The following is a 19,611-nucleotide window of genomic DNA, read 5'->3' on the forward strand; positions in this document are numbered from 1 at the left end:
GGTTCGCCTTTTCCTCGTTCCGCTCCGGAGTTTGCCGGGGCGCCGGCCGGTTCCGGCCAGCACCCCGACCCTTGGGAGCTTACTTGATGTAGCCGGCGCGAGTCATTTCGCGCGTCGTCAGTTGCTGCGCATTGGCAAGCGCCTGGTCGACGCTGACCTGCCCGGCGAGGGCTGCGGAGAACTGCTGGCCGACTGCCGTGCCGATGCCCTGGAATTCCGGGATGGCCACGAATTGAACGCCGACATAGGGCACGGGCTTCACTGTCGGGTTTTTCGGATCCGCCGAATTGATGGATTCCAGCGTCATAGCCGCAAATGGCGCAGCCTTCTGGTATTCCGGATTCTCATACAGAGACTTGCGGGTACCCGGAGGGACGTTGGCCCAGCCTTCCTTCTCCGCCACGAGTTTCAGGTAGTCCTTGCCGGTCGCCCAGGCGATGAACTTCTGGGCGGCGTCCGCCTTCTGCGAACCTGCCGGAATGGCAAGGCTCCAGGCCCACAGCCAGTTGCCGCGCTTGCCGAGCCCGGTATCCGGGGCCAGTGCAAAGCCCACCTTGTCGGCAACCGTGGACTCGTCGGGATTGGTCACGAAGGAGGCGGCGACGGTCGCGTCGATCCACATGCCACATTTCCCCGTCTGGAACAGCGACAGACTTTCGTTGAAGCCGTTGGACGAGGCGCCGGGCGGGCCGGCATCGTTCATCAGCTTGACGTAGAAGTCGAGAGCGTTCTTCCATTCCGGCTGATCGAACTGCGGCTGCCAGTTCTCGTCGAACCAGCGCGCGCCGAAGGAATTGGCGGTGGCCGTGAGGAAAGCCATGTTCTCGCCCCAGCCGGCCTTGCCACGCAGGCAGATGCCGTAGATCTCATTGCCCTTGTCGGTGATCTTTCGGGCCGCATCGGCGATGAACTCCCAGGTCGGCGCATCGGGCATGGTGAGCCCCGCCTTCTCGAACAGGTCCTTGCGGTACATGACCATCGAGCTCTCGCCGTAGAACGGTGCGGCGTAGAGCTTGCCGTCGACCGTCAGGCCGCTGCGGATCGCCGGCAAAACGTCGTCGACATCATAGTCGGAGCCGAGATTGTCGAGCGGCAGAAGCCAGTCCTGCTTGGCCCAGATCGGCACTTCATAGGTCCCGATCGTCATGACGTCGTACTGACCGCCCTTCGTCGCGATGTCCGTGGTAACGCGCTGACGCAGCACGTTCTCCTCGAGCGTCACCCACTCGAGATCGATGTCCGGATTTTTCGACGTGAAATCGTCTGCCAGCTTCTGCATCCGAATCATGTCGCCATTGTTCACCGTCGCAATAGTCAGGGTCTCGGCCTGGGCCAAACCCGCCATAACGACCGCCGAGCACGTGCCCAGCAGGAATGTTCTCAAATTCATCGATTTCCTCCCAGAAGAACTGAGCATTTGCCTTGCTCGTGAGCAATTACTCACTTTTCGGGAAAAAATGTCAATGCGGATTCCATGCTGCAGTGCAGAATGAAGCGCTAAATGGCTGTTTTCGCTGTAGTGTTCTTGGAGAAGTTCCGTTCGGGAGCGGCCGATCCGCAACCGCGGCGGCCTGGCCAAGTTCCGACTTGGGCGTTTTCAGGCCTTGAGCAGATATTCGGCCGTGTCTTCATCGGTGATGAGACCGTTGATGATTCCACCCCTCAAGGCAGCCCGCAGGGCCTCGTACTTGCGTGTTCCCTTGGCGATGCCGATCACCGCGGCGCGGTCGCGCGGCGGCAGCGGAATCGAGGCGACGCGCTCGTTGATGCTGCCCGTGAGCAAGGCGCCGTCATGGTCGAACATCCATCCACAGATCTCGCCGACGGCCCCCGCCGCCATCAATCCCGCCATTTCCTCCCGGGCGAGGAAGCCGTCCTCGCAGAGCGGTGCCTCGGCGCCGAGTTCGCCGACGCCGACGAAAACGGCATCGGCGCGGGCGCCGAGTTCCAGCGCCATCTTCACCAGGCTTTGCTTGTGCAGCACTTCGCGCTCTTCCGGCGACGAGACGAGAACCGGCAGCGGCATGGGGAAATGGCGCGCATTGATCACGTCCGCCATGCTGAAGATCACGTTGTAATAGGCAGCCGAACCATCGAGCCGAATATTGCCGGTGAGCGAGACGATGCGGTGCTGCGGACAGTCCATCGGCGGCAACTGGTCGATCGTCGCCTTCAGCGTCCTACCCGTGCCGACCGCGAGCACCACCGGCTCGGCGGATTTCAGCCAGCGCTCGATTTCCGTCGCCCCGGCCTCGGCGATGCCGACCGTCGTCGACGCCGAGCCCGGGTCGCTCGGCACCACGTCCGCATATTTCAGCTCGTATCTGTCCTTGAGCCGGGCGGCCGCTTCCAGGCAGGCGGCGATCGGATGGTCGAGCCGCACCTTGACAAGCCGCTCGGCCATGGCAAGCGACACGAGGCGCTGCGCCGACTGGCGCGAAATGCCCATGATCGACGCAATCTCGTCCTGCGTGCGACCGGCAACATAATAGAGCCATCCGGCACGGGCAGCATCGTCCAGCCTGTTGTTGTTCTCCGGCTTGCGCGCCATGGTTCGCCTCCTTCCTTTTGATTTGCTGCCACTATTTGGCATGCCCTGTCAAACCAGGGCGTAAATCGACCGGGCCTCGAGGAAAAAAGACCGCAAACTCTCCGGATTCGCGGAAGGCGCGTCCAAAATTTTACCGTTTGATAAAAAAATAAAGCGTGATACCGTTACCCATCCTGAGAAGACATTGGGAGCCAAAAATGGGAACGACACAATCTGGGATTCTCGGCGGGCGCCTGCCGCTCGCGGAGTACGAAAAGAACTTTTCCGACCTACATCCGCCGCTCGACAGACACGAAGCGCTCGTGGCCGCGGACCGCTGTTACTTCTGCCACGACGCGCCCTGCATGACGGCCTGTCCCACCTCCATCGACATTCCGCTGTTTATCCGACAAATCGCGACAGGCAACCCGATCGGCTCCGCCAAGACCATCTTCGACCAGAACATCCTGGGCGGCATGTGCGCCCGCGTCTGTCCCACCGAGACGCTCTGCGAACAGGCCTGCGTGCGCAACACCGCCGAGGAGCGGCCGGTCGAGATCGGGCGACTGCAGCGCTATGCGACCGACATCGCGATGAAGGAGAACAAGCAGTATTATGCGCGGGCGGCGTCTTCCGGCCGCAGGGTTGCGGTTGTCGGCGCAGGGCCTGCCGGCCTTGCCTGCGCCCATCGCCTCGCCGTCAACGGTCATGACGTGGTGATCTATGACGCGCGTGAAAAGTCCGGCGGTCTCAACGAATATGGGATTGCCGCTTACAAGTCGGTCGACGATTTCGCCCAGAAGGAGGTCGATTACGTGCTGTCGGTCGGCGGCATCGAGGTACGCCATGGTCAGGCGCTCGGCCGCGACTTCTCGCTCGCGGACCTCGCCGAGCAGCATGACGCCGTTTTCCTGGGTCTCGGCCTTGCGGGCGTCAACGCTCTCAGGACCGAAGGCGAGAATGCCGATGGAGTGGAGGACGCCGTGGATTTCATCGCGGCGCTACGCCAATCGAATACCAGGGCCGACATTCCGGTGGGTCGGCGGGTCGTCGTCCTCGGCGGCGGCATGACCGCCATCGACGCGGCCGTACAGGCAAAGCTGCTCGGGGCCGAAGAAGTGACGATCTGCTACCGCCGCGGCAAGGAGCACATGAACGCCTCCGAATTCGAGCAGGATCTGGCCACCTCCAAGGGTGTCACCATTCGCCACTGGCTGCAGCCAAAGCGTATAGCCGCGAAGGACGGCAAGGTCGCCGGCATCGAGCTCGAATACACCACCCTCGAAGACGGCAAGCTGACGCCGACCGGGGAGACCGGCATCATTGCCGCCGACCAGATCTTCAAGGCGATCGGCCAGACCTTCGAAGCCTCCGGTCTCGGCGCGCTGCAGATGGAGGGCGGGCGCATTGCCGTCGATCAGGAGGGCCGCACCTCGCTGGCAAAAGTATGGGCGGGCGGCGACTGCGTGCACGGCGGCGAAGACCTGACCGTCTCGGCCGTCGCCATGGGACGCGACGCAGCCGAATCGATCAACCGGGCTCTCGCCGCGGAAGCGCCGCTGGCGAGCGCCGTTGCTTGAAAAGCGGAACAGGATCGAGAGGACGAGAACAATGGCTGATCTTCGCAACAATTTTGTCGGGATCAAATCCCCGAACCCGTTCTGGTTGGCCTCGGCGCCGCCGACGGATAAGGCCTACAATGTCGAGCGGGCCTTCAAGGCCGGCTGGGGCGGCGTCGTCTGGAAGACGCTTGGCGAGGAAGGACCGCCGGTCGTCAACGTCAACGGCCCGCGCTACGGTGCCATCTGGGGCGCGGACAGGCGGCTTCTGGGCTTGAACAATATCGAACTCATCACCGACCGCGACCTCTATGTGAACCTGCGCGAGATGAAGCAGGTGAAGATGAACTGGCCCGACCGGGCGCTGATCGCATCGATCATGGTGCCTTGCGTCGAGGAGGCGTGGAAGGCGATCCTGCCGCTCGTCGAGGAAACCGGTGCCGACGGCATCGAACTCAATTTCGGCTGTCCCCACGGCATGTCGGAGCGCGGCATGGGCTCCGCGGTCGGCCAGGTGCCGGAATATATCGAGATGGTCGTGCGCTGGTGCAAGCAGTATACCCGCATGCCGGTGATCACCAAGCTGACGCCGAACATCACCGACGTTCGCAAGCCCGCCCGCGCCGCCAAGGTCGGCGGCACCGACGCGGTCTCGCTGATCAACACGATCAACTCGATCACCTCGGTCAACCTCGACACCTTCTCGCCGGAACCGTCGATCGACGGCCGCGGCAGCCATGGCGGCTATTGCGGACCGGCGGTCAAGCCGATCGCGCTCAACATGGTCGCCGAGATCGCGCGCGACCCCGAGACCCGCGGCCTGCCGATCTCCGGCATCGGCGGCATCACCACTTGGCGCGATGCTGCCGAGTTCCTGGCGCTCGGCGCCGGCAACGTGCAGGTCTGCACGGCGGCGATGACCTACGGCTTCAAGATCGTCCAGGAAATGATCTCGGGCCTCTCCGAGTGGATGGACGCCAAGGGCCACAGATCGCTCGACGACATATGCGGTCGCGCCGTGCCGAATGTCACCGACTGGCAGTATCTCAACCTCAACTACGTCTCCAAGGCGAAGATCGACCAGGACGCCTGCATCAAGTGCGGCCGCTGTCACATCGCCTGCGAGGACACCTCGCACCAGGCGATCACCCAGTTCGTCAACGGCGTGCGCCATTTCGAGGTGATCGAGGAAGAGTGCGTCGGCTGCAACCTCTGCGTCAACGTCTGTCCCGTCGAGAACTGCATCACCATGGAGCCGCTCGCCGCCGGCACTCTCGACAGGCGCACCGGCAAGCCGGTCGATCCGAACTACGCCAACTGGACGACCCACCCCAACAACCCGATGGCCCGCCAGGCCGCCGAGTAAGGGATGGAGCAACAAAGCCGCCGGGGAGCGCCGGCGGCCTTCTGCATTTGCACTGGCGTCAGAACTCGATCACGACCTTGCCGAAAGGCCCGCGGTCGAGATGCGCGAGCGCCTCATTGAACTCCGTGAACTTGTAGCGCTTGTCGATCACCGGCTTCAGGCGCAAGCGATCGACCGCGCCGACCAAGTCTTCCAGCGCCCGGCGATGTCCGACGCTGATGCCCTGCAGCACCGGCGACTTGAGAAGCAGCGGTGCTACGGGACCGGAAACCTCGAAGCCTTCGAGCACTCCGATCACCGAGATGCGCCCGTCCGGGGCGACCGCCTTCAGCGATTGGCCGAGAGCGGCGCCGCCGGCGATCTCAAGAATATGGTCGGCGCCATGGTCGCCGGTGAGCGCATAGACGCGCTCTACCCAGTCTTCGCTGAGGCGGTTGATGCCGTGGTCGGCGCCAAGCGCAAGCGCCTTCTCGAGCTTTTCCCGGCTGCTCGATGTGACGATCACTTCGGCGCCGACAGCCTTGGCGATCTGCAGGCCAAAGAGTGCGACGCCGCCCGTGCCCTGCACGACGACACGGTCGCCGGGCTTCAGATGACCCTTTTCGATCAGGGCGAACCAGGCAGTCAGGCCAGCGCAGGGCAGCGTGCTCGCCTCAGCGGCATCGAGACTTTTCGGCGCGGCGACGAACCAGTCCTCCGGAAAGGCGACATATTCCGACATCACGCCTGGATGGACGCCACCAAGCGTGTCATATGCAGGCGTCCTGCCGTTTCCGGGCCGCAGGCCGTCGAGCCAAACGGGCGCGAAGGTCGAGATCACGCGGTCGCCGGCCTTGAAGCGAGTCACACCCTTGCCGACCGCTTCGACGACGCCGCTCATGTCCGAGGCCGGAACGAAGGGAAAAGTGAGAGCCAGGCCCATGCCGGATTCCAGTATCAGCTTGTCGCGATAGTTGAGCGACACCGCCGTCGTGCGAACAAGTACATCAAACTCGCCGATTTCGGGCACCCTGCGCTCCGCGATCTTCAGCTTATGCGGGCCAACAGCCTCGGTGCTCCATTCCTGCATCCATTTCGACATGTTCGTTCCTTTCCAGTTGTTGTGCTGGGACGAACATAATGTTGAAATGAGATCGCCAGTTGCGATAAGAATTCCCCTCATTGGTTCTTCAACGGACACAATCGCATGGAACATCTCAACGGCATCCCGGTGTTTGTCGAGGCGGCGGAGGCCGGCGGCTTCTCCGCTGCGGCGGAGCGGCTGAACCTTTCACGCTCAGCCGTCGGCAAGACGATCGCCCGGCTCGAGCAGAAGTTCGGCGTCCGCCTCTTCCATCGCACCACCCGGGCGCAGAGCCTGACCGAGGAGGGCCAGCTCTTCTATGAGAGCTGCCAGAGAGCGCTCGGCGAAATCCGCAGCGCCGAAGCCCTTCTCGAATCCGGGAGACAGGAAATCCGTGGCCGATTGCGGATCTCCATGCCGGTGCTCTTCGGCCGCCAATGCGTGGCACCGCTCTTTCGGGACCTGTTGCGCAGCCACCCGCATCTCGAGCTCGATCTGTCCTTCAGCGATCGCGTCATCGACCTTCTCGACGAAGGCTTCGATCTTGCCATCCGCAACGGTTCATTGGGCAACGATTCCGGGCTGATGACGCGTGCCGTCGCCGAGCAGCGCATGACAGTCTGTGCCTCTCCCGCCTATCTCGCGGCGCGCGGTGCGCCGCATACCGTGGCAGACCTCGCATCCCACGATGCGGTGGTCTACTGCCGCGGCGGCCAACAGCGACCATGGTCCTTTCCTGTCGAAGGCAGGACCGCCGAGACGATCTTGCCGAAGACCCGGTTGCGGCTCGACGATCTCGCGGCGATCGCTGATGCGGCAGCCGAGGGCATCGGCCTTGCCTGGCTGCCCTGCTGGCTGGTGCGCGAGCGCGTGCAACGCGGTGAACTCGTCCGCGTCCTGAGCGATCGGCCCGGTCTCGTTTTCAAGGTGCATGCCGTATGGCCGCGAACGCGGCTGCTGTTGCCGAAATTGCGGGTGGCGATCGACGCCCTCGCCGCGGGTCTGCCGCGCATCATGGAATAGATGCGCTGGCCACGCCTAGGCGTTCGAATCTCAGCATATTCCTTAGATTGAGGGGATTTTCGCGCGAACACGAACGCTAAACAGATTGTGTAGAAAACGTAAGTTGTCGCCACCCGCAATCTGGTCGATAAGGGGAAAAACCAGCAGCGGCCGGCCGCCGCAGACCCGGGCAAACTGTTTGACTATCATTTCCGCCAGCACGCGCAAGAAGACACACCTGATCTCCGGTGCCGTTCTCGGCATCTTCGTGCTCTCGCATTTCACCAATCACTCGCTTGGCCTGATCTCCATCGGTGCGATGGAAGCCGGTCGGCGTGTCTTCACATTCTTCTGGCAAAGCATACCAGGAACCGTTCTGCTCTACGGCGCCTTGCTCCTGCACTTCGTGATGGCCCTCGACAGTCTCTATCGCCGCCAGACTCTCAGGATGCCCATCGGCGAGGCCCTGAAGATCGCCTTTGGCCTGAGCCTGCCCTTCTTGCTGATACCCCATGTGGTCGCCACACGGGTGGAGCCGTTCCTGACCGGGATCGGTGCCGATTATCCCGGCATTCTGCGCGCACAGTGGTCGAGTTCGGTCGGCACAACCCGCCAGACGATCGCGCTGCTGTTCGTATGGAGCCACGCTTGTCTTGGTGCCTGGTTCTGGACGCGCGGCCGAGACTGGTTTCCGCGATACGAGATCCTGCTCTATACCGTTGCCCTGCTCGTACCCATCTTCGCGCTGCTTGGCTTCGTCAACGGCGCCCGTTCCCTCGTCCGCGACTATGCCGAACATGGCGCCTATGGCGACACGGCCTATGTCAATGAGCGGCAGCGCCTCGATCCCGCCCTTGCCGAAAACATCCGGCTCGCCTTCTATGCCGGCTTTGCCGGCCTGATCGGCGGCACCCTGGCGCTGCGCGCCATGCCCGCGCGCGGCCGCATCCGCGTTCGCTATCCGGATGGGCGCGTGGCGGCGGTCAGCCTCGGCTTCAGCGTGCTCGAGGCGAGCCGCGCCGCCGGTTTCCCCCATGTCTCGGTCTGCGGCGGCCGCGGCCGGTGCTCGACCTGCCGCGTACGCGTCATTGAGGGCCTCGAGGGCCACCCGGCGCCGGAGGCCGCGGAATTTGCGACCCTCAGCCGGATCGGCGCCCCCGACAATGTCCGCCTGGCCTGCCAGTTCCGGCCCACCCACAATGTCACGGTCGTGCCCATTCTCGATACCGACAGCCTCGGGATCAAGACGCAGATTGCCCGCCAGAACGGCGGCGGGCGCGAGCGGCGCGTCGCCGTGCTCTTCTGCGACCTGCGCGATTTCACCCGCATCGCCGAGCACCGGTTGCCCTACGACACTGTGTTCCTGCTCAACCGCTATTTCGCAATGATCGGCGAGGCGGTCGAGGGGTCGGGCGGCGTTGTCGACAAATTCATCGGTGACGGCGCATTGGCGATTTTCGGATTGAAGAGCTCTTACAAAGACGCCTGCCTGCAATCGCTGACCGCCGCCATGCGGTTGTCGGAAGGCGTGGAGGCGCTTAACCAGACGTTCGAAGCTGAACTCCAGCAGCCGCTGCGGCTCGCAATCGGCCTGCATGCCGGGCGGGCGATCATCGGCGAGATGGGTTACGGCCAGGCGACATCGCTGACTGCAGTCGGCGACACGATCAACACCGCAAGCCGGCTGGAGGGCCTGGCGAAGGAGCATGACGCGGAGCTTGCCGTCTCCGTCGAGCTCGTTAACCGCGCCGGCGTCAGCCTCGAGGGCAATCGCCGTCTGGATATCGGCCTGCGCGGCCGCCAAGCACGGCTCGAAATCTGGATCCTCGAAAACGCCGGGGCAATATCAAACGCGCTCCCGGCAGAGGATTGAGCCATCATCGGTTGCCCCCTCACCCTCTCGCGGCAGCGGGATGAGGGACGAAGATGACCCGCAAACGCCGACGTACCTACTCCCGCACCTGCAGGCCATCGATGAACAGCCGTTCGAGGAACCGCGCCGCATCCTCGAAGCGCCCGTCACCGGCATGCTCCTGGCCGAGGACGGCGCGCACCTGCACGTCGAAGTCGGCGTAATGCTGCGTCGTCGACCAAATCGCGAAGATCAGGTGATAGGGATCGCATTTGGCGATCTTGCCCGCCTTCGCCCAGGCCCTGATCACCTCGGCCTTATCGTCGACCAGTTGCTTCAGAGGTCCTTTCAGTTCGTCCTCGATATGCGGTGCTCCCTGAAGCACCTCATTGGCGAAGAGGCGGCTTTCACGTGGGTAATCCCGCGCAAGTTCGAGCTTGCGCCGGATATAGCTTCGGATCTCGGCAACGGGATTGCCGCCTGCGTCGAGCGCGCGCAGCGGATCGAGCCAGGTGTCGAGCACTCGGTCGATCAGGGCGCGGTGCATCGCCTCCTTGGTGCGGAAATAATAAAGCAGGTTCGGTTTCGACATGCCGGCGACCTCGGCGATCTGATCGATGGTCGAGCCGCGGAAGCCGTGCGCGGAGAAGACCTCCAGCGCCGCTTCCAAGATCTGCTCCTCCTTCTCCTCCTGAATACGCGTGCGCCTTTGGGTCTTGGCCGCTCTTGGAAGTACCATCTCTCCCCCTGTCGATGCCCGCACCGGATCGGAAAGGGACCCGATCTGCCCGAAATTCGGACGCGCCATTTTATGGGCAGCAGTTCCGATTTTTTCTTTTTCCCGCTTGAGTGCCGCCGCGGAAGCTGTAATGTTTACCAACCGGTCAAATTATCAGCCAGAACGCCAATAAAGGCAACGGCTGTTAGAAGGGCATAAAACAAAGCTCAGATTTGGCCAACGGGAACATGAGGGCTATCCCCGGGGGAGGGCCCAGCCGAAATCAGAGGAGAACGCCATGGCAGCACCTGGCGAGAATAGGCGCGTCAATGCCGACCGCCTGTGGGATTCGTTGATGGAAATGGCGAAGATCGGCCCAGGCGTCGCTGGCGGTAACAATCGCCAGACTTTGACGGATGCCGACGGCGAAGCCCGACGGCTCTTTCAGTCCTGGTGCGCGGCGGCCGGGCTCACCATGGGTGTCGACAAAATGGGCACCATGTTCATGACTCGCCCCGGAACCGATCCCGATGCCCTGCCCGTCCATATCGGCTCCCATCTCGATACCCAGCCGACCGGCGGCAAGTTCGACGGCGTGCTCGGGGTGTTAAGCGGCCTCGAGGTCGTGCGCACGATGAACGATCTCGGGATCAGGACCAGGCGCCCGATCGTCGTTACCAACTGGACCAATGAGGAAGGCGCGCGCTTCGCGCCGGCAATGCTTGCCTCCGGGGTCTTCGCCGGCGTCCACACGCTCGACTATGCCTATGCCCGCAAGGATCCCGAAGGAAAGATCTTCGGCGACGAGTTAAAGCGCATCGGCTGGGTCGGCGACGAAGACGTCGGCGATCGCAAGATGCACGCCTATTTCGAATATCACATCGAACAGGGGCCGATCCTCGAAGCCGAGAACAAAGAGATCGGCGTCGTCACCCACTGTCAGGGTCTCTGGTGGCTCGAGTTCACGCTGACCGGCCGGGAGGCCCATACCGGCTCGACGCCGATGAACATGCGCGTCAATGCCGGGCTCGCCATGGCGCGCATCCTCGAAATGGTGCAGACCGTCGCCATTGAAAATCAGCCGGGAGCCGTCGGCGGCGTCGGCCAGATGTTCTTCTCGCCGAATTCTCGCAACGTGCTGCCGGGCAAGGTCGTTTTCACCGTCGACATCCGCTCGCCCGACCAGGCCAAGCTCGACGGCATGCGCGCGCGCATCGAGGCGGAAGCGCCGAAGATCTGCGAGCCCCTTGGCGTCGGGTGTGCCATCGAGGCGGTCGGCCATTTCGACCCGGTCACCTTCGATCCCAAGCTGGTCTCAACCGTCCGCGGCGCCGCCGAGAAGCTCGGCTACAGCCATATGAACATCATTTCCGGTGCAGGGCACGACGCCTGCTGGGCGGCAAAAGTCGCCCCGACGACGATGATCATGTGCCCCTGCGTCGGAGGGTTGAGCCACAACGAGGCCGAGGACATTTCAAAGGAATGGGCCGTGGCCGGCGCCGACGTCCTATTCCACGCCGTGCTCGAAACGGCGGAAGTCGTCGAGTGAGAATTGCTGCAGCGGGACGGAAATTCCGCCCGTTTGGCTGGTGGCCTACCGCCGCCCAACAGATCATTGCGAGGAAAGAACAATGAGCACCGTCATCAAGGGTGGAACCATCGTCACAGCCGACCTGACCTACAAGGCCGACATCAAGGTCGAAGGCGGCAAGATCGTCGAAATCGGCCCCAATCTCTCGGGCGCCGAAACGCTTGACGCGACCGGCTGCTACGTGATGCCGGGCGGCATCGACCCGCATACCCATCTCGAAATGCCCTTCATGGGCACCTATTCCTCCGACGATTTCGAGAGTGGCACGCGCGCGGCTCTGGCCGGCGGCACAACCATGGTCGTCGATTTCGCCCTCCCCTCGCCCGGCCAGTCGCTGCTCGAAGCCCTCACCATGTGGGACAACAAGTCGACTCGCGCCAATTGCGACTATTCCTTCCACATGGCGATCACCTGGTGGGGCGAACAGGTTTTCAATGAGATGGAGACCATCGTCAAGGATAAGGGCATCAACACCTTCAAGCACTTCATGGCCTATAAGGGCGCGCTGATGGTGGACGACGACGAGATGTTCTCGTCGTTCCAGCGCTGCGCCGCGCTCGGCGCGCTGCCGCTTGTTCACGCCGAAAACGGCGACGTGGTGGCGCAACTGCAAGCGAAACTGCTCGCGGACGGCAACAATGGCCCCGAGGCGCATGCCTATTCGCGGCCGGCCGAGGTCGAGGGCGAAGCCACCAACCGCGCGATCATGATCGCCGACATGGCCGGCTGTCCCGTCTATATCGTCCATACTTCCTGCGAGCAGGCGCACGAGGCGATCCGCCGCGCCCGCGCCAAGGGCATGCGCGTCTTCGGCGAGCCGTTGATCCAGCATCTGACGCTCGACGAGAGCGAATATCTCAACAAGGACTGGGACCACGCCGCCCGCCGGGTGATGTCGCCGCCCTTCCGCAACAAAGCGCATCAGGACAGCCTCTGGGCGGGGCTTGCCTCCGGCTCGCTGCAGGTGGTCGCAACCGACCATTGCGCCTTCACGACGGCGCAGAAGCGCTTCGGCGTCGGCGACTTCACCAAGATCCCGAACGGCACCGGCGGGCTGGAGGATCGCATGCCGATGCTCTGGACCTATGGCGTCGCGACCGGTCGGATCACCATGAACGAATTCGTCGCGGTGACGTCCACCAACATCGCCAAGATCCTCAACATCTATCCGAAAAAGGGCGCAATACTCGTCGGCGCCGATGCCGACCTCGTCGTCTGGGATCCGAAGCGCTCGAAGACGATCTCGGCCAAGACCCAGCAATCGGCGATCGACTACAACGTTTTCGAGGGCAAGACGGTTACCGGTCTGCCGCGCTTCACGCTGACGCGCGGCGTTGTCGCAATCGAGGAAGGCACGGTGAAAACCCACGAAGGCCATGGCGAATTCGTCCGTCGCGATCCCTTCCCGGCCGTCAGCACGGCGCTCACGACCTGGAAGGAAGTGACGGCGCCGCGCGCGGTGCAGCGTACCGGCATCCCGGCAAGCGGCGTCTGACGCGATGCCGCATCCGTCATTGGTCAGGCGCGAAAGGATCGGCCGGCACAAGTCCCTCCAGTTCCGGCAGCAGCACGACGCTCTCCTGCTCCTTCGGATCCGTCCGGGCGATCACTGCGGTGCAGGGGCTGTCGGAGAGGTTCGCCGGCAGATGCGGCACGCCGGCGGGGATGTAGAACATCTCGCCGGCCTTGACGACCACATGCTCCTCGAGCCGGTCGCCGAACCAGGTGTGCGCCTCGCCGGAGAGCACGTAAATCGCTGTCTCGTGGCTCTCATGGAGATGCGCCTTGGCGCGGGCGCCCGGCGGCATGGTCAGGAGATGCATGCAGATGCCCGTCGACCCCACCGTCTCCGCGGCAATGCCTTCGAAATAGTTGAGCCCCTGCTTTCCGGCGTAACCGTTGCCCGGGCGCACCACGCGACAGCCAGGATTGGATGATCGAGACATGAATCTTCTCCAGAATTCGCTGAAAAACCCGCAACCGGAGCCGTCTGCGGCAAATCCGCGATTGCATGTTGCGCGCCCTGATAGCAGTCTGGCACAGACGAATGAGAATGAGAATTCACCGATGACATCCAATCCCGCTTCCGTCGTCTCGGCCCGGAACCTTGGGCTGACGTTCGAGACGAGCGACGGGCCGGTCAACGCGCTCACCGGCGTCAACCTCGACGTCGGCAAGGGCGACTTCGTTTCGTTCATCGGTCCCTCCGGCTGCGGCAAGACGACGTTCCTGCGCGTCATCGCCGACCTGGAAAAGCCGACCTCCGGTTCGATCGCCGTCAACGGCCTGACGCCTGAGGACGCTCGCCGCAAGCGGGCCTATGGCTATGTCTTCCAGGCAGCCGCCCTTTATCCCTGGCGGACGATCGAGAAGAACGTCGCGCTTCCGCTCGAAATCATGGGTTACTCGCGGGAAGAGAAAAAGGCGCGGATCGAACGGACGCTGGAGCTCGTCAACCTTGCAGGCTTCGGCAAGAAATATCCCTGGCAGCTTTCCGGCGGCATGCAGCAGCGCGCCTCGATCGCCCGCGCGCTTGCCTTCGACGCCGATCTCCTGTTGATGGACGAGCCCTTCGGCGCGCTCGACGAAATCGTCCGCGATCACTTGAACGAACAGTTGCTCAAGCTCTGGGCCGCAACCAGCAAGACGATCTGCTTCGTGACGCACTCGATCCCCGAGGCCGTCTACCTCTCGACCAGGATCGTCGTCATGAGCCCCCGCCCCGGCCGCGTTACCGACATCATCGAATCGACGTTGCCGAAGGAACGACCGCTCGGCATCCGCGAAACGCCGGAATTCCTCGAAATCGCCCATCGCGTCCGCGAGGGCTTGAGAGCGGGGCACAGCTATGAGGAATAGCCCCGCCTGTCCGGCGCGCTGCCGCGATGCGGATTTGGCAGATATGGCGGTATGCGCCGGTATCCTCAGCAGCTGGATAGACGCGACGCCGTGGATGCCAAGAGTCCATTCAACAGGCGAAGTGGAGCGGTATTACCGGGAAACTGTCTTTGCCGAGCGCTCGGTTGTCGTCGCAGAACGTGAAGTTGAAATCGCAGGCTTTCTCACTTTTTCCGACGATCACCTCGTAACGGCGCTCTATGTCGATGAACGCCACAGGGGCACTGGAGTTGGAGCCGCGTTGCTCGGCGTAGCCAAGAAGCGGTCGGGAACCGAGCTCAGACTTTGGACCTTCGAACACAATACGCGTGCTCAGCGCTTCTATGTACGCGAGGGCTTCGTGCCGGCAGGCAGAACGGCCGGTGAGAACGAGGAAGGCCTGCCGGATATACTCTATCTTTGGCGTGCCGAACTGCCGCGCGGGAGGGAAGCGTTCCATGCGTGACTATAGCTTCGTCCGCGACAAACTCCTCCCCATCTCCACCGTCGTCCTGATTCTGATCGCCGTCTGGTATGTCGCCGCCGTGTTCCTGAACGCACCCTTCGAGCGCGACACCGCGGCGCGCGGCGGCACCGAGATCGCCCTGTCCGATCTCGTCCGAAACACGATGTTCCAGGAGCGGCCGGTCCTGCCGGGGCCGCACCAGGTCGTGGCCGAGATCTGGGATACGACCGTCAACAAGGCGATCACGTCGAAGCGCAGCCTCGTCTATCACGCCTGGATCACGCTCTCGGCCACCTTGCTCGGCTTCGGAATCGGCGCGGCGCTCGGCATTCTTCTCGCCGTCGGCATCGTCCACAACCGGGCGATGGAACGCTCGCTAATGCCCTGGGTGATCGCCAGCCAGACGATCCCCATCCTGGCGATCGCGCCGATGATCATCGTCGTGCTCAATGCGATCGGCATCGCCGGCCTGCTGCCGAAGGCGCTGATTTCCACCTATCTCTCGTTCTTCCCGGTGGTCGTCGGCATGGTCAAGGGGCTGCGCAGCCCGGAAACGATCCAGCTCGATCTCATGCATACCTATAACGCATCGCCGGCCCAGACCTTCTGGAAGCTGCGCTGGCCCTCCTCGATGCCCTTCCTCTTCACCTCGCTCAAGGTCGCGGTCGCCATCTCGCTCGTCGGCGCCATTGTCGGCGAACTTCCGACGGGCGCGGTGGCTGGGCTGGGTGCCCGCCTGCTTGCCGGTTCCTATTACGGCCAAACGGTGCAGATCTGGGCGGCTCTGTTCATGGCGGCAGCGCTCGCGGCCGTCCTCGTCATGATCGTCGGCTTGGCGCACTCGGCGGTGCTGAGACGCATGGGAGCCAAGCCATGAATACGACCCCTCTCGCCGGCGCGATTGCCTTCTGGCTTGTCGCCTGGGCCGTCAACGAATGGCTGGTCCGGCAGCATTTCGCGAACCGCACGGTTGGCAACCTTGCACGCTTTGCGGTACCGTTCCTGTTTGGCATCACCATCCTCGTCCTCTGGGAGGGCATCGTCCGTGGCTTCGGCATCCCGTCGGTCCTGTTGCCGGCGCCGTCGATGATCTGGCAGAGGCTGGTAAACTCCATACCTACGCTCTCGGCCGATTTCCGGCAGACCTTCCTGAAATCGGTGCTGACAGGCTACGGGCTCGGCTGCGGCCTCGGCTTTCTGGCGGCGATCCTGATCGACCGCTCGCCCTTCCTGCAGAAGGGCCTGCTGCCGCTCGGCAATTTCGTCTCCGCCCTGCCCGTCATCGGCGTCGCGCCGATCATGGTGATGTGGTTCGGCTTCGACTGGCAGTCGAAGGTCGCGGTCGTCGTGATCATGACCTTCTTCCCGATGCTGGTGAACACCGTTTCGGGACTTGCCGCCGCGAGCCATATGGAGCGCGACCTGATGCGCACCTATGCGGCCAGCTGGTGGCAGACGCTTATCAAATTACGGCTGCCGGCCGCTTGGCCCTTCATTTTCAACGCACTCAAGATCAACTCCACCCTGGCGCTGATCGGCGCCATCGTGGCCGAGTTCTTCGGGACGCCCATCGTCGGCATGGGCTTCCGTATCTCCACGGAAGTGGGCCGCATGAACGTCGACATGGTTTGGGCCGAAATCGCCGTCGCGGCGGTGGCTGGCTCCGCCTTCTACGGGACGGTTGCGCTGATCGAACGGGCCGTCACGTTCTGGCATCCGTCCATCCGCAGTGGCCGGGGCTAGATCACCATGAATTGGGGTCGACTGTCCCAAATCAAAGACGTGGTCGACACTGACGATCTGGAGCAGGATGCGGGCGGAAACCCCGCTGATATTTCCTCATCCCGCTCTGACGATGAAGCAACGATAAGAGGGAACTGACATGAAAAAAAGACTTGCATCTCTGCTGACAGCCGGCGTCCTTTCGCTCGCTGCATTCCACGCTAATGCCGCCGACAAGGTCACCCTGCAATTGAAATGGGTGACCCAGGCCCAGTTTGCGGGCTACTATGTCGCCAAGGAGAAGGGTTTCTACGAGGAGGAGGGTCTCGACGTCGAGATCAAGCCCGGCGGTCCGGACATCGCTCCGGCGCAGGTGATCGCCGGCGGGGGCGCCGACGTCATCGTCGACTGGATGCCCTCCGCGCTTGCCTCGCGCGAAAAGGGCGTACCGCTCGTCAACATCGCCCAACCCTTCAAGAAGTCCGGCATGATGCTGACCTGTCTCAAGGAGACCGGCGTGCAGAAACCGGAAGACTTCAAGGGCAAGACGCTCGGCGTCTGGTTCTTCGGCAACGAGTATCCCTTCCTCTCTTGGATGGCGCACCTGAAGATCCCGACCGACGGTGGGCCGGACGGCGTAACGGTGCTGAAGCAGGGCTTCAATGTTGATCCGCTCATCCAGAAACAGGCGGCCTGCATCTCGACAATGACCTACAACGAGTATTGGCAGGTAATCGACGCCGGCATCAAGCCCGAGGATCTCGTCACCTTCAAATACGAGGACCAGGGTGTCGCCACGCTCGAAGACGGTCTCTATGTGCTCGAGGACAAGCTCAAGGATCCGGCCTTCAAGGAGAAGATGGTGAAGTTTGTCCGCGCCTCGATGAAGGGGTGGAAATATGCCGAGGAAAATCCGGATGAAGCGGCCGAGATCGTGCTCGAGAACGACTCGACCGGCGCCCAGACGGAAAAGCACCAGAAGCGCATGATGGGCGAAATCGCCAAGCTGACCGCGGGCTCGAACGGCGCCCTCGACGAGGCCGACTACAAGCGCACCGTGGAATCCCTGCTTGCGGGCGGCTCCGATCCGGTCATCTCGAAGGAGCCGGAAGGCGCCTGGACGCATGAGATCACCGACGAAGCCCTGAACTAAACAGTCCTGTCGAATACGGGAAAGCGAGCGGCGGCTGCCGCTCGCTTTCTTCCTGCCCTGCCTCGGTTGCCAAACCTACATCATAAGTTGTATCGATATAGCCTTGGAGTGGCGGACGGTCAAAAATATTGAGGCACCATCGCTTCGCCAGCCCTTGCAAGCGTTTGCTACGAAGATTACATAGGCCGCAACGTTTGGTTGGAAGGTGGCGCAGGGGGAGCCGTTTATTCTCTCTTCCTGTCCTGTGGGGGAAATTTATCCCTGACGCTTGGTTTCGTTCGATGCGGAAGCCGATCCGACGACAACCACGCGGCAGTTCGAAGTGTCACCGTATCCTGTGCGGGTTTGAAAACGCAGTTAAAATAGCGGGCCGTTTCTGTTTGACCGGATCGGTCGGAAGGAATTCGATGCCGCGGCCGCGACCGGCAATCGGGCGGCATAGCCGGCAAAGCCGCGAGTACAGATAAGCGCCTCGTCTTTCGATTGGCGAGCGGGCATGACTTTCTTTGGGACGACAGGCCGATGGTTCAGATATTTCTTCCTTTTCTCGGCGCCTTCGCAGCGATTGCACTCGGCTTTTCCGCAGCCTCGGCCGAGGAACCGGCACCGCAGCAGGAACAGCTATTGCCGTCGATCGTCGTTACCGAAGCCACGGAGCGATCGATCAGGGATCGTGTCCTCGCAACCGGTTCGATCGAGGCGGTCGAGGAGACCTATGTTTCCCCGCTGGTGGACGGGCTTTCCATTCGGTCGCTGAACGTCGACGTCGGCGACCGGGTCGAAAAAGGTAGCACGCTCGTCGTTCTCAACGACGATGCGCTGCTCCTGCAGAAAAGCGAACTCCAAGCCAATTTGGCCAAGGCGGCGGCCGCGCTTGCCCAATATCGTGCTCAGCTCGCCGAAACGACGGCCAATGCGGAAGAGGCGACGCGCGTTGCCGATCGCGCCGAGCAGCTTTCGGCAAACGGCACCGTCTCGACCGCGGAGGCCGACCGGCTGAAGGCGCTCGCCGCAGCCGCGCGCGCCCGCGTCCGCTCTGCCGAGCAATCCGTAGGTGTTGCGGCCGCCGATATCAAGGTCGTTCAGGCGCAGATCGACGATGTGAACCTGCGTCTTGCCCGCACGGAAGTAAAGGCGCCGGTCAGCGGTGTGATCTCCGCCAAGAATGCCAAGATCGGTGCGATTGCCAGCGGCACCGGCGCGCCGCTTTTCGCGATCATCCGTGACGGCGCCATCGAGATGAAGGCGGACGTTACCGAGGCCGACATTCTCAAGCTTGCCATCGGCCAGGCTGCAACAATGAAGCTTGCCGGGGGCAGCACGACGATTGACGGCAAGATCCGACTGATCGCGCCGACGGTTGATCCGGTGACGCGGCTCGGCACCGTGCACATCACCCTCGCCGATGCGACAGAGGCACGTGCAGGCATGTATGCCAGCGCCGTCATTACCGTCGCGCAGAAACAGGCGGTGGTTTTGCCGCAAACGGCGGTCACCGCGGAGAACGGCAAATCGATCGTCCGCAAGGTCGAGGACGGCGTCGTGCACTTGGTCCCGGTGACGACCGGCATTCAGGACGGGCAGTTCGTCGAGATTGTTTCCGGACTCGAGGCGGGCGAACAAGCGGTGGCAAAGGCCGGCGCCTATGTGCGCGACGGCGACCGCATCAATCCGGTCAAACCGGCGCAGCCGATAACCAATTGACGGGAAAC

The 19,611-nt window shown here is 62.8% G+C and carries 17 protein-coding genes; 12 read left to right on the plus strand and 5 right to left on the minus strand.

Annotated elements, in window-relative coordinates; genetic code table 11:
• Window positions 1-79: 79 nt before the first annotated feature.
• Both EKH55_RS12095 and EKH55_RS12100 read right to left on the minus strand, forming a co-directional pair.
• Window positions 80-1,390: an ABC transporter substrate-binding protein gene (locus EKH55_RS12095; RefSeq protein ID WP_151611571.1), complete on the minus strand. Its 1,311-nt coding sequence runs from the start codon at window positions 1,388-1,390 to the stop codon at window positions 80-82.
• 207 nt (window positions 1,391-1,597) lie between these two features.
• The gene (locus tag EKH55_RS12100) at window positions 1,598-2,551 is read right to left on the minus strand and encodes a sugar-binding transcriptional regulator (RefSeq protein WP_069458141.1); all 954 of its coding nucleotides are present in this window, start codon (window positions 2,549-2,551) and stop codon (window positions 1,598-1,600) included.
• Window positions 2,552-2,748: 197 nt separating this feature from the next.
• On the opposite strand from EKH55_RS12100, the gene EKH55_RS12105 reads away from it, so the two are divergent.
• A complete protein-coding gene (locus EKH55_RS12105; RefSeq protein ID WP_151611572.1) occupies window positions 2,749-4,110 on the plus strand; it encodes an NAD(P)-dependent oxidoreductase in 1,362 nt (453 codons plus the stop codon).
• Window positions 4,111-4,141: 31 nt separating this feature from the next.
• Window positions 4,142-5,455 (plus strand): NAD-dependent dihydropyrimidine dehydrogenase subunit PreA, encoded by a 1,314-nt coding sequence (gene preA / locus EKH55_RS12110; protein WP_151611573.1) that lies wholly within the window; start codon window positions 4,142-4,144, stop codon window positions 5,453-5,455.
• Window positions 5,456-5,513: 58 nt separating this feature from the next.
• On the opposite strand, the gene EKH55_RS12115 is transcribed toward preA, so the two are convergent.
• Complete coding sequence (locus tag EKH55_RS12115; protein WP_192803716.1) at window positions 5,514-6,536, minus strand: zinc-dependent alcohol dehydrogenase family protein; 1,023 nt, start codon at window positions 6,534-6,536, stop codon at window positions 5,514-5,516.
• A 105-nt stretch (window positions 6,537-6,641) separates the two neighbouring features.
• Between EKH55_RS12115 and EKH55_RS12120 the strand changes: the two genes are divergently transcribed.
• Together EKH55_RS12120 and EKH55_RS12125 are read left to right on the plus strand one after the other, a co-directional pair.
• Window positions 6,642-7,541 carry a LysR family transcriptional regulator gene (locus EKH55_RS12120; RefSeq protein WP_069458145.1) on the plus strand — a complete coding sequence of 300 codons (900 nt, stop codon included), beginning with the start codon at window positions 6,642-6,644 and terminating at the stop codon, window positions 7,539-7,541.
• A gap of 178 nt (window positions 7,542-7,719) precedes the next feature.
• A complete protein-coding gene (locus EKH55_RS12125) occupies window positions 7,720-9,393 on the plus strand; it encodes an adenylate/guanylate cyclase domain-containing protein (protein WP_151611575.1) in 1,674 nt (557 codons plus the stop codon).
• Window positions 9,394-9,469: 76 nt separating this feature from the next.
• On the opposite strand, the gene rutR is transcribed toward EKH55_RS12125, so the two are convergent.
• Window positions 9,470-10,111 carry an HTH-type transcriptional regulator RutR gene (gene rutR, locus EKH55_RS12130; protein WP_069458215.1) on the minus strand — a complete coding sequence of 214 codons (642 nt, stop codon included), beginning with the start codon at window positions 10,109-10,111 and terminating at the stop codon, window positions 9,470-9,472.
• A gap of 277 nt (window positions 10,112-10,388) precedes the next feature.
• Here rutR and EKH55_RS12135 point away from each other — a divergent pair, with 277 nt between their 5' ends.
• Both EKH55_RS12135 and hydA read left to right on the plus strand, forming a co-directional pair.
• Window positions 10,389-11,639, plus strand: coding sequence for a Zn-dependent hydrolase (locus EKH55_RS12135; protein ID WP_069458147.1), 1,251 nt, complete (start codon window positions 10,389-10,391; stop codon window positions 11,637-11,639).
• An 82-nt stretch (window positions 11,640-11,721) separates the two neighbouring features.
• Window positions 11,722-13,176, plus strand: a complete 1,455-nt coding sequence (hydA, locus tag EKH55_RS12140; RefSeq protein ID WP_069458148.1) for a dihydropyrimidinase — start codon at window positions 11,722-11,724, stop codon at window positions 13,174-13,176.
• A 16-nt stretch (window positions 13,177-13,192) separates the two neighbouring features.
• Here hydA and EKH55_RS12145 read toward each other — a convergent pair whose 3' ends face one another.
• Window positions 13,193-13,627: a cupin domain-containing protein gene (locus EKH55_RS12145; RefSeq protein WP_069458149.1), complete on the minus strand. Its 435-nt coding sequence runs from the start codon at window positions 13,625-13,627 to the stop codon at window positions 13,193-13,195.
• A 121-nt stretch (window positions 13,628-13,748) separates the two neighbouring features.
• Between EKH55_RS12145 and EKH55_RS12150 the strand changes: the two genes are divergently transcribed.
• The 6 genes from EKH55_RS12150 to EKH55_RS12175 all read left to right on the plus strand — a co-directional run bounded on the left by EKH55_RS12150 (window position 13,749) and on the right by EKH55_RS12175 (window position 19,603).
• Window positions 13,749-14,540, plus strand: a complete 792-nt coding sequence (locus EKH55_RS12150; RefSeq protein ID WP_151611576.1) for an ABC transporter ATP-binding protein — start codon at window positions 13,749-13,751, stop codon at window positions 14,538-14,540.
• 94 nt (window positions 14,541-14,634) lie between these two features.
• Window positions 14,635-15,024, plus strand: a complete 390-nt coding sequence (locus EKH55_RS12155) for a GNAT family N-acetyltransferase (protein ID WP_225192753.1) — start codon at window positions 14,635-14,637, stop codon at window positions 15,022-15,024.
• A complete protein-coding gene (locus EKH55_RS12160) occupies window positions 15,017-15,901 on the plus strand; it encodes an ABC transporter permease (RefSeq protein ID WP_069458151.1) in 885 nt (294 codons plus the stop codon). Before EKH55_RS12155 ends, EKH55_RS12160 begins: the two co-directional genes overlap by 8 nt.
• A complete protein-coding gene (locus EKH55_RS12165; protein WP_069458152.1) occupies window positions 15,898-16,767 on the plus strand; it encodes an ABC transporter permease in 870 nt (289 codons plus the stop codon). Before EKH55_RS12160 ends, EKH55_RS12165 begins: the two co-directional genes overlap by 4 nt.
• A gap of 139 nt (window positions 16,768-16,906) precedes the next feature.
• On the plus strand, window positions 16,907-17,899 hold the full coding sequence (locus EKH55_RS12170) for an ABC transporter substrate-binding protein (protein WP_069458153.1): 993 nt from the start codon (window positions 16,907-16,909) through the stop codon (window positions 17,897-17,899).
• Between the two features lie 522 nt (window positions 17,900-18,421).
• Window positions 18,422-19,603: an efflux RND transporter periplasmic adaptor subunit gene (locus tag EKH55_RS12175; RefSeq protein ID WP_069458154.1), complete on the plus strand. Its 1,182-nt coding sequence runs from the start codon at window positions 18,422-18,424 to the stop codon at window positions 19,601-19,603.
• Window positions 19,604-19,611 lie beyond the last annotated feature (8 nt).

Source organism: Sinorhizobium alkalisoli, assembly GCF_008932245.1.
Taxonomy (GTDB): Bacteria; Pseudomonadota; Alphaproteobacteria; order Rhizobiales; family Rhizobiaceae; genus Sinorhizobium; species Sinorhizobium alkalisoli.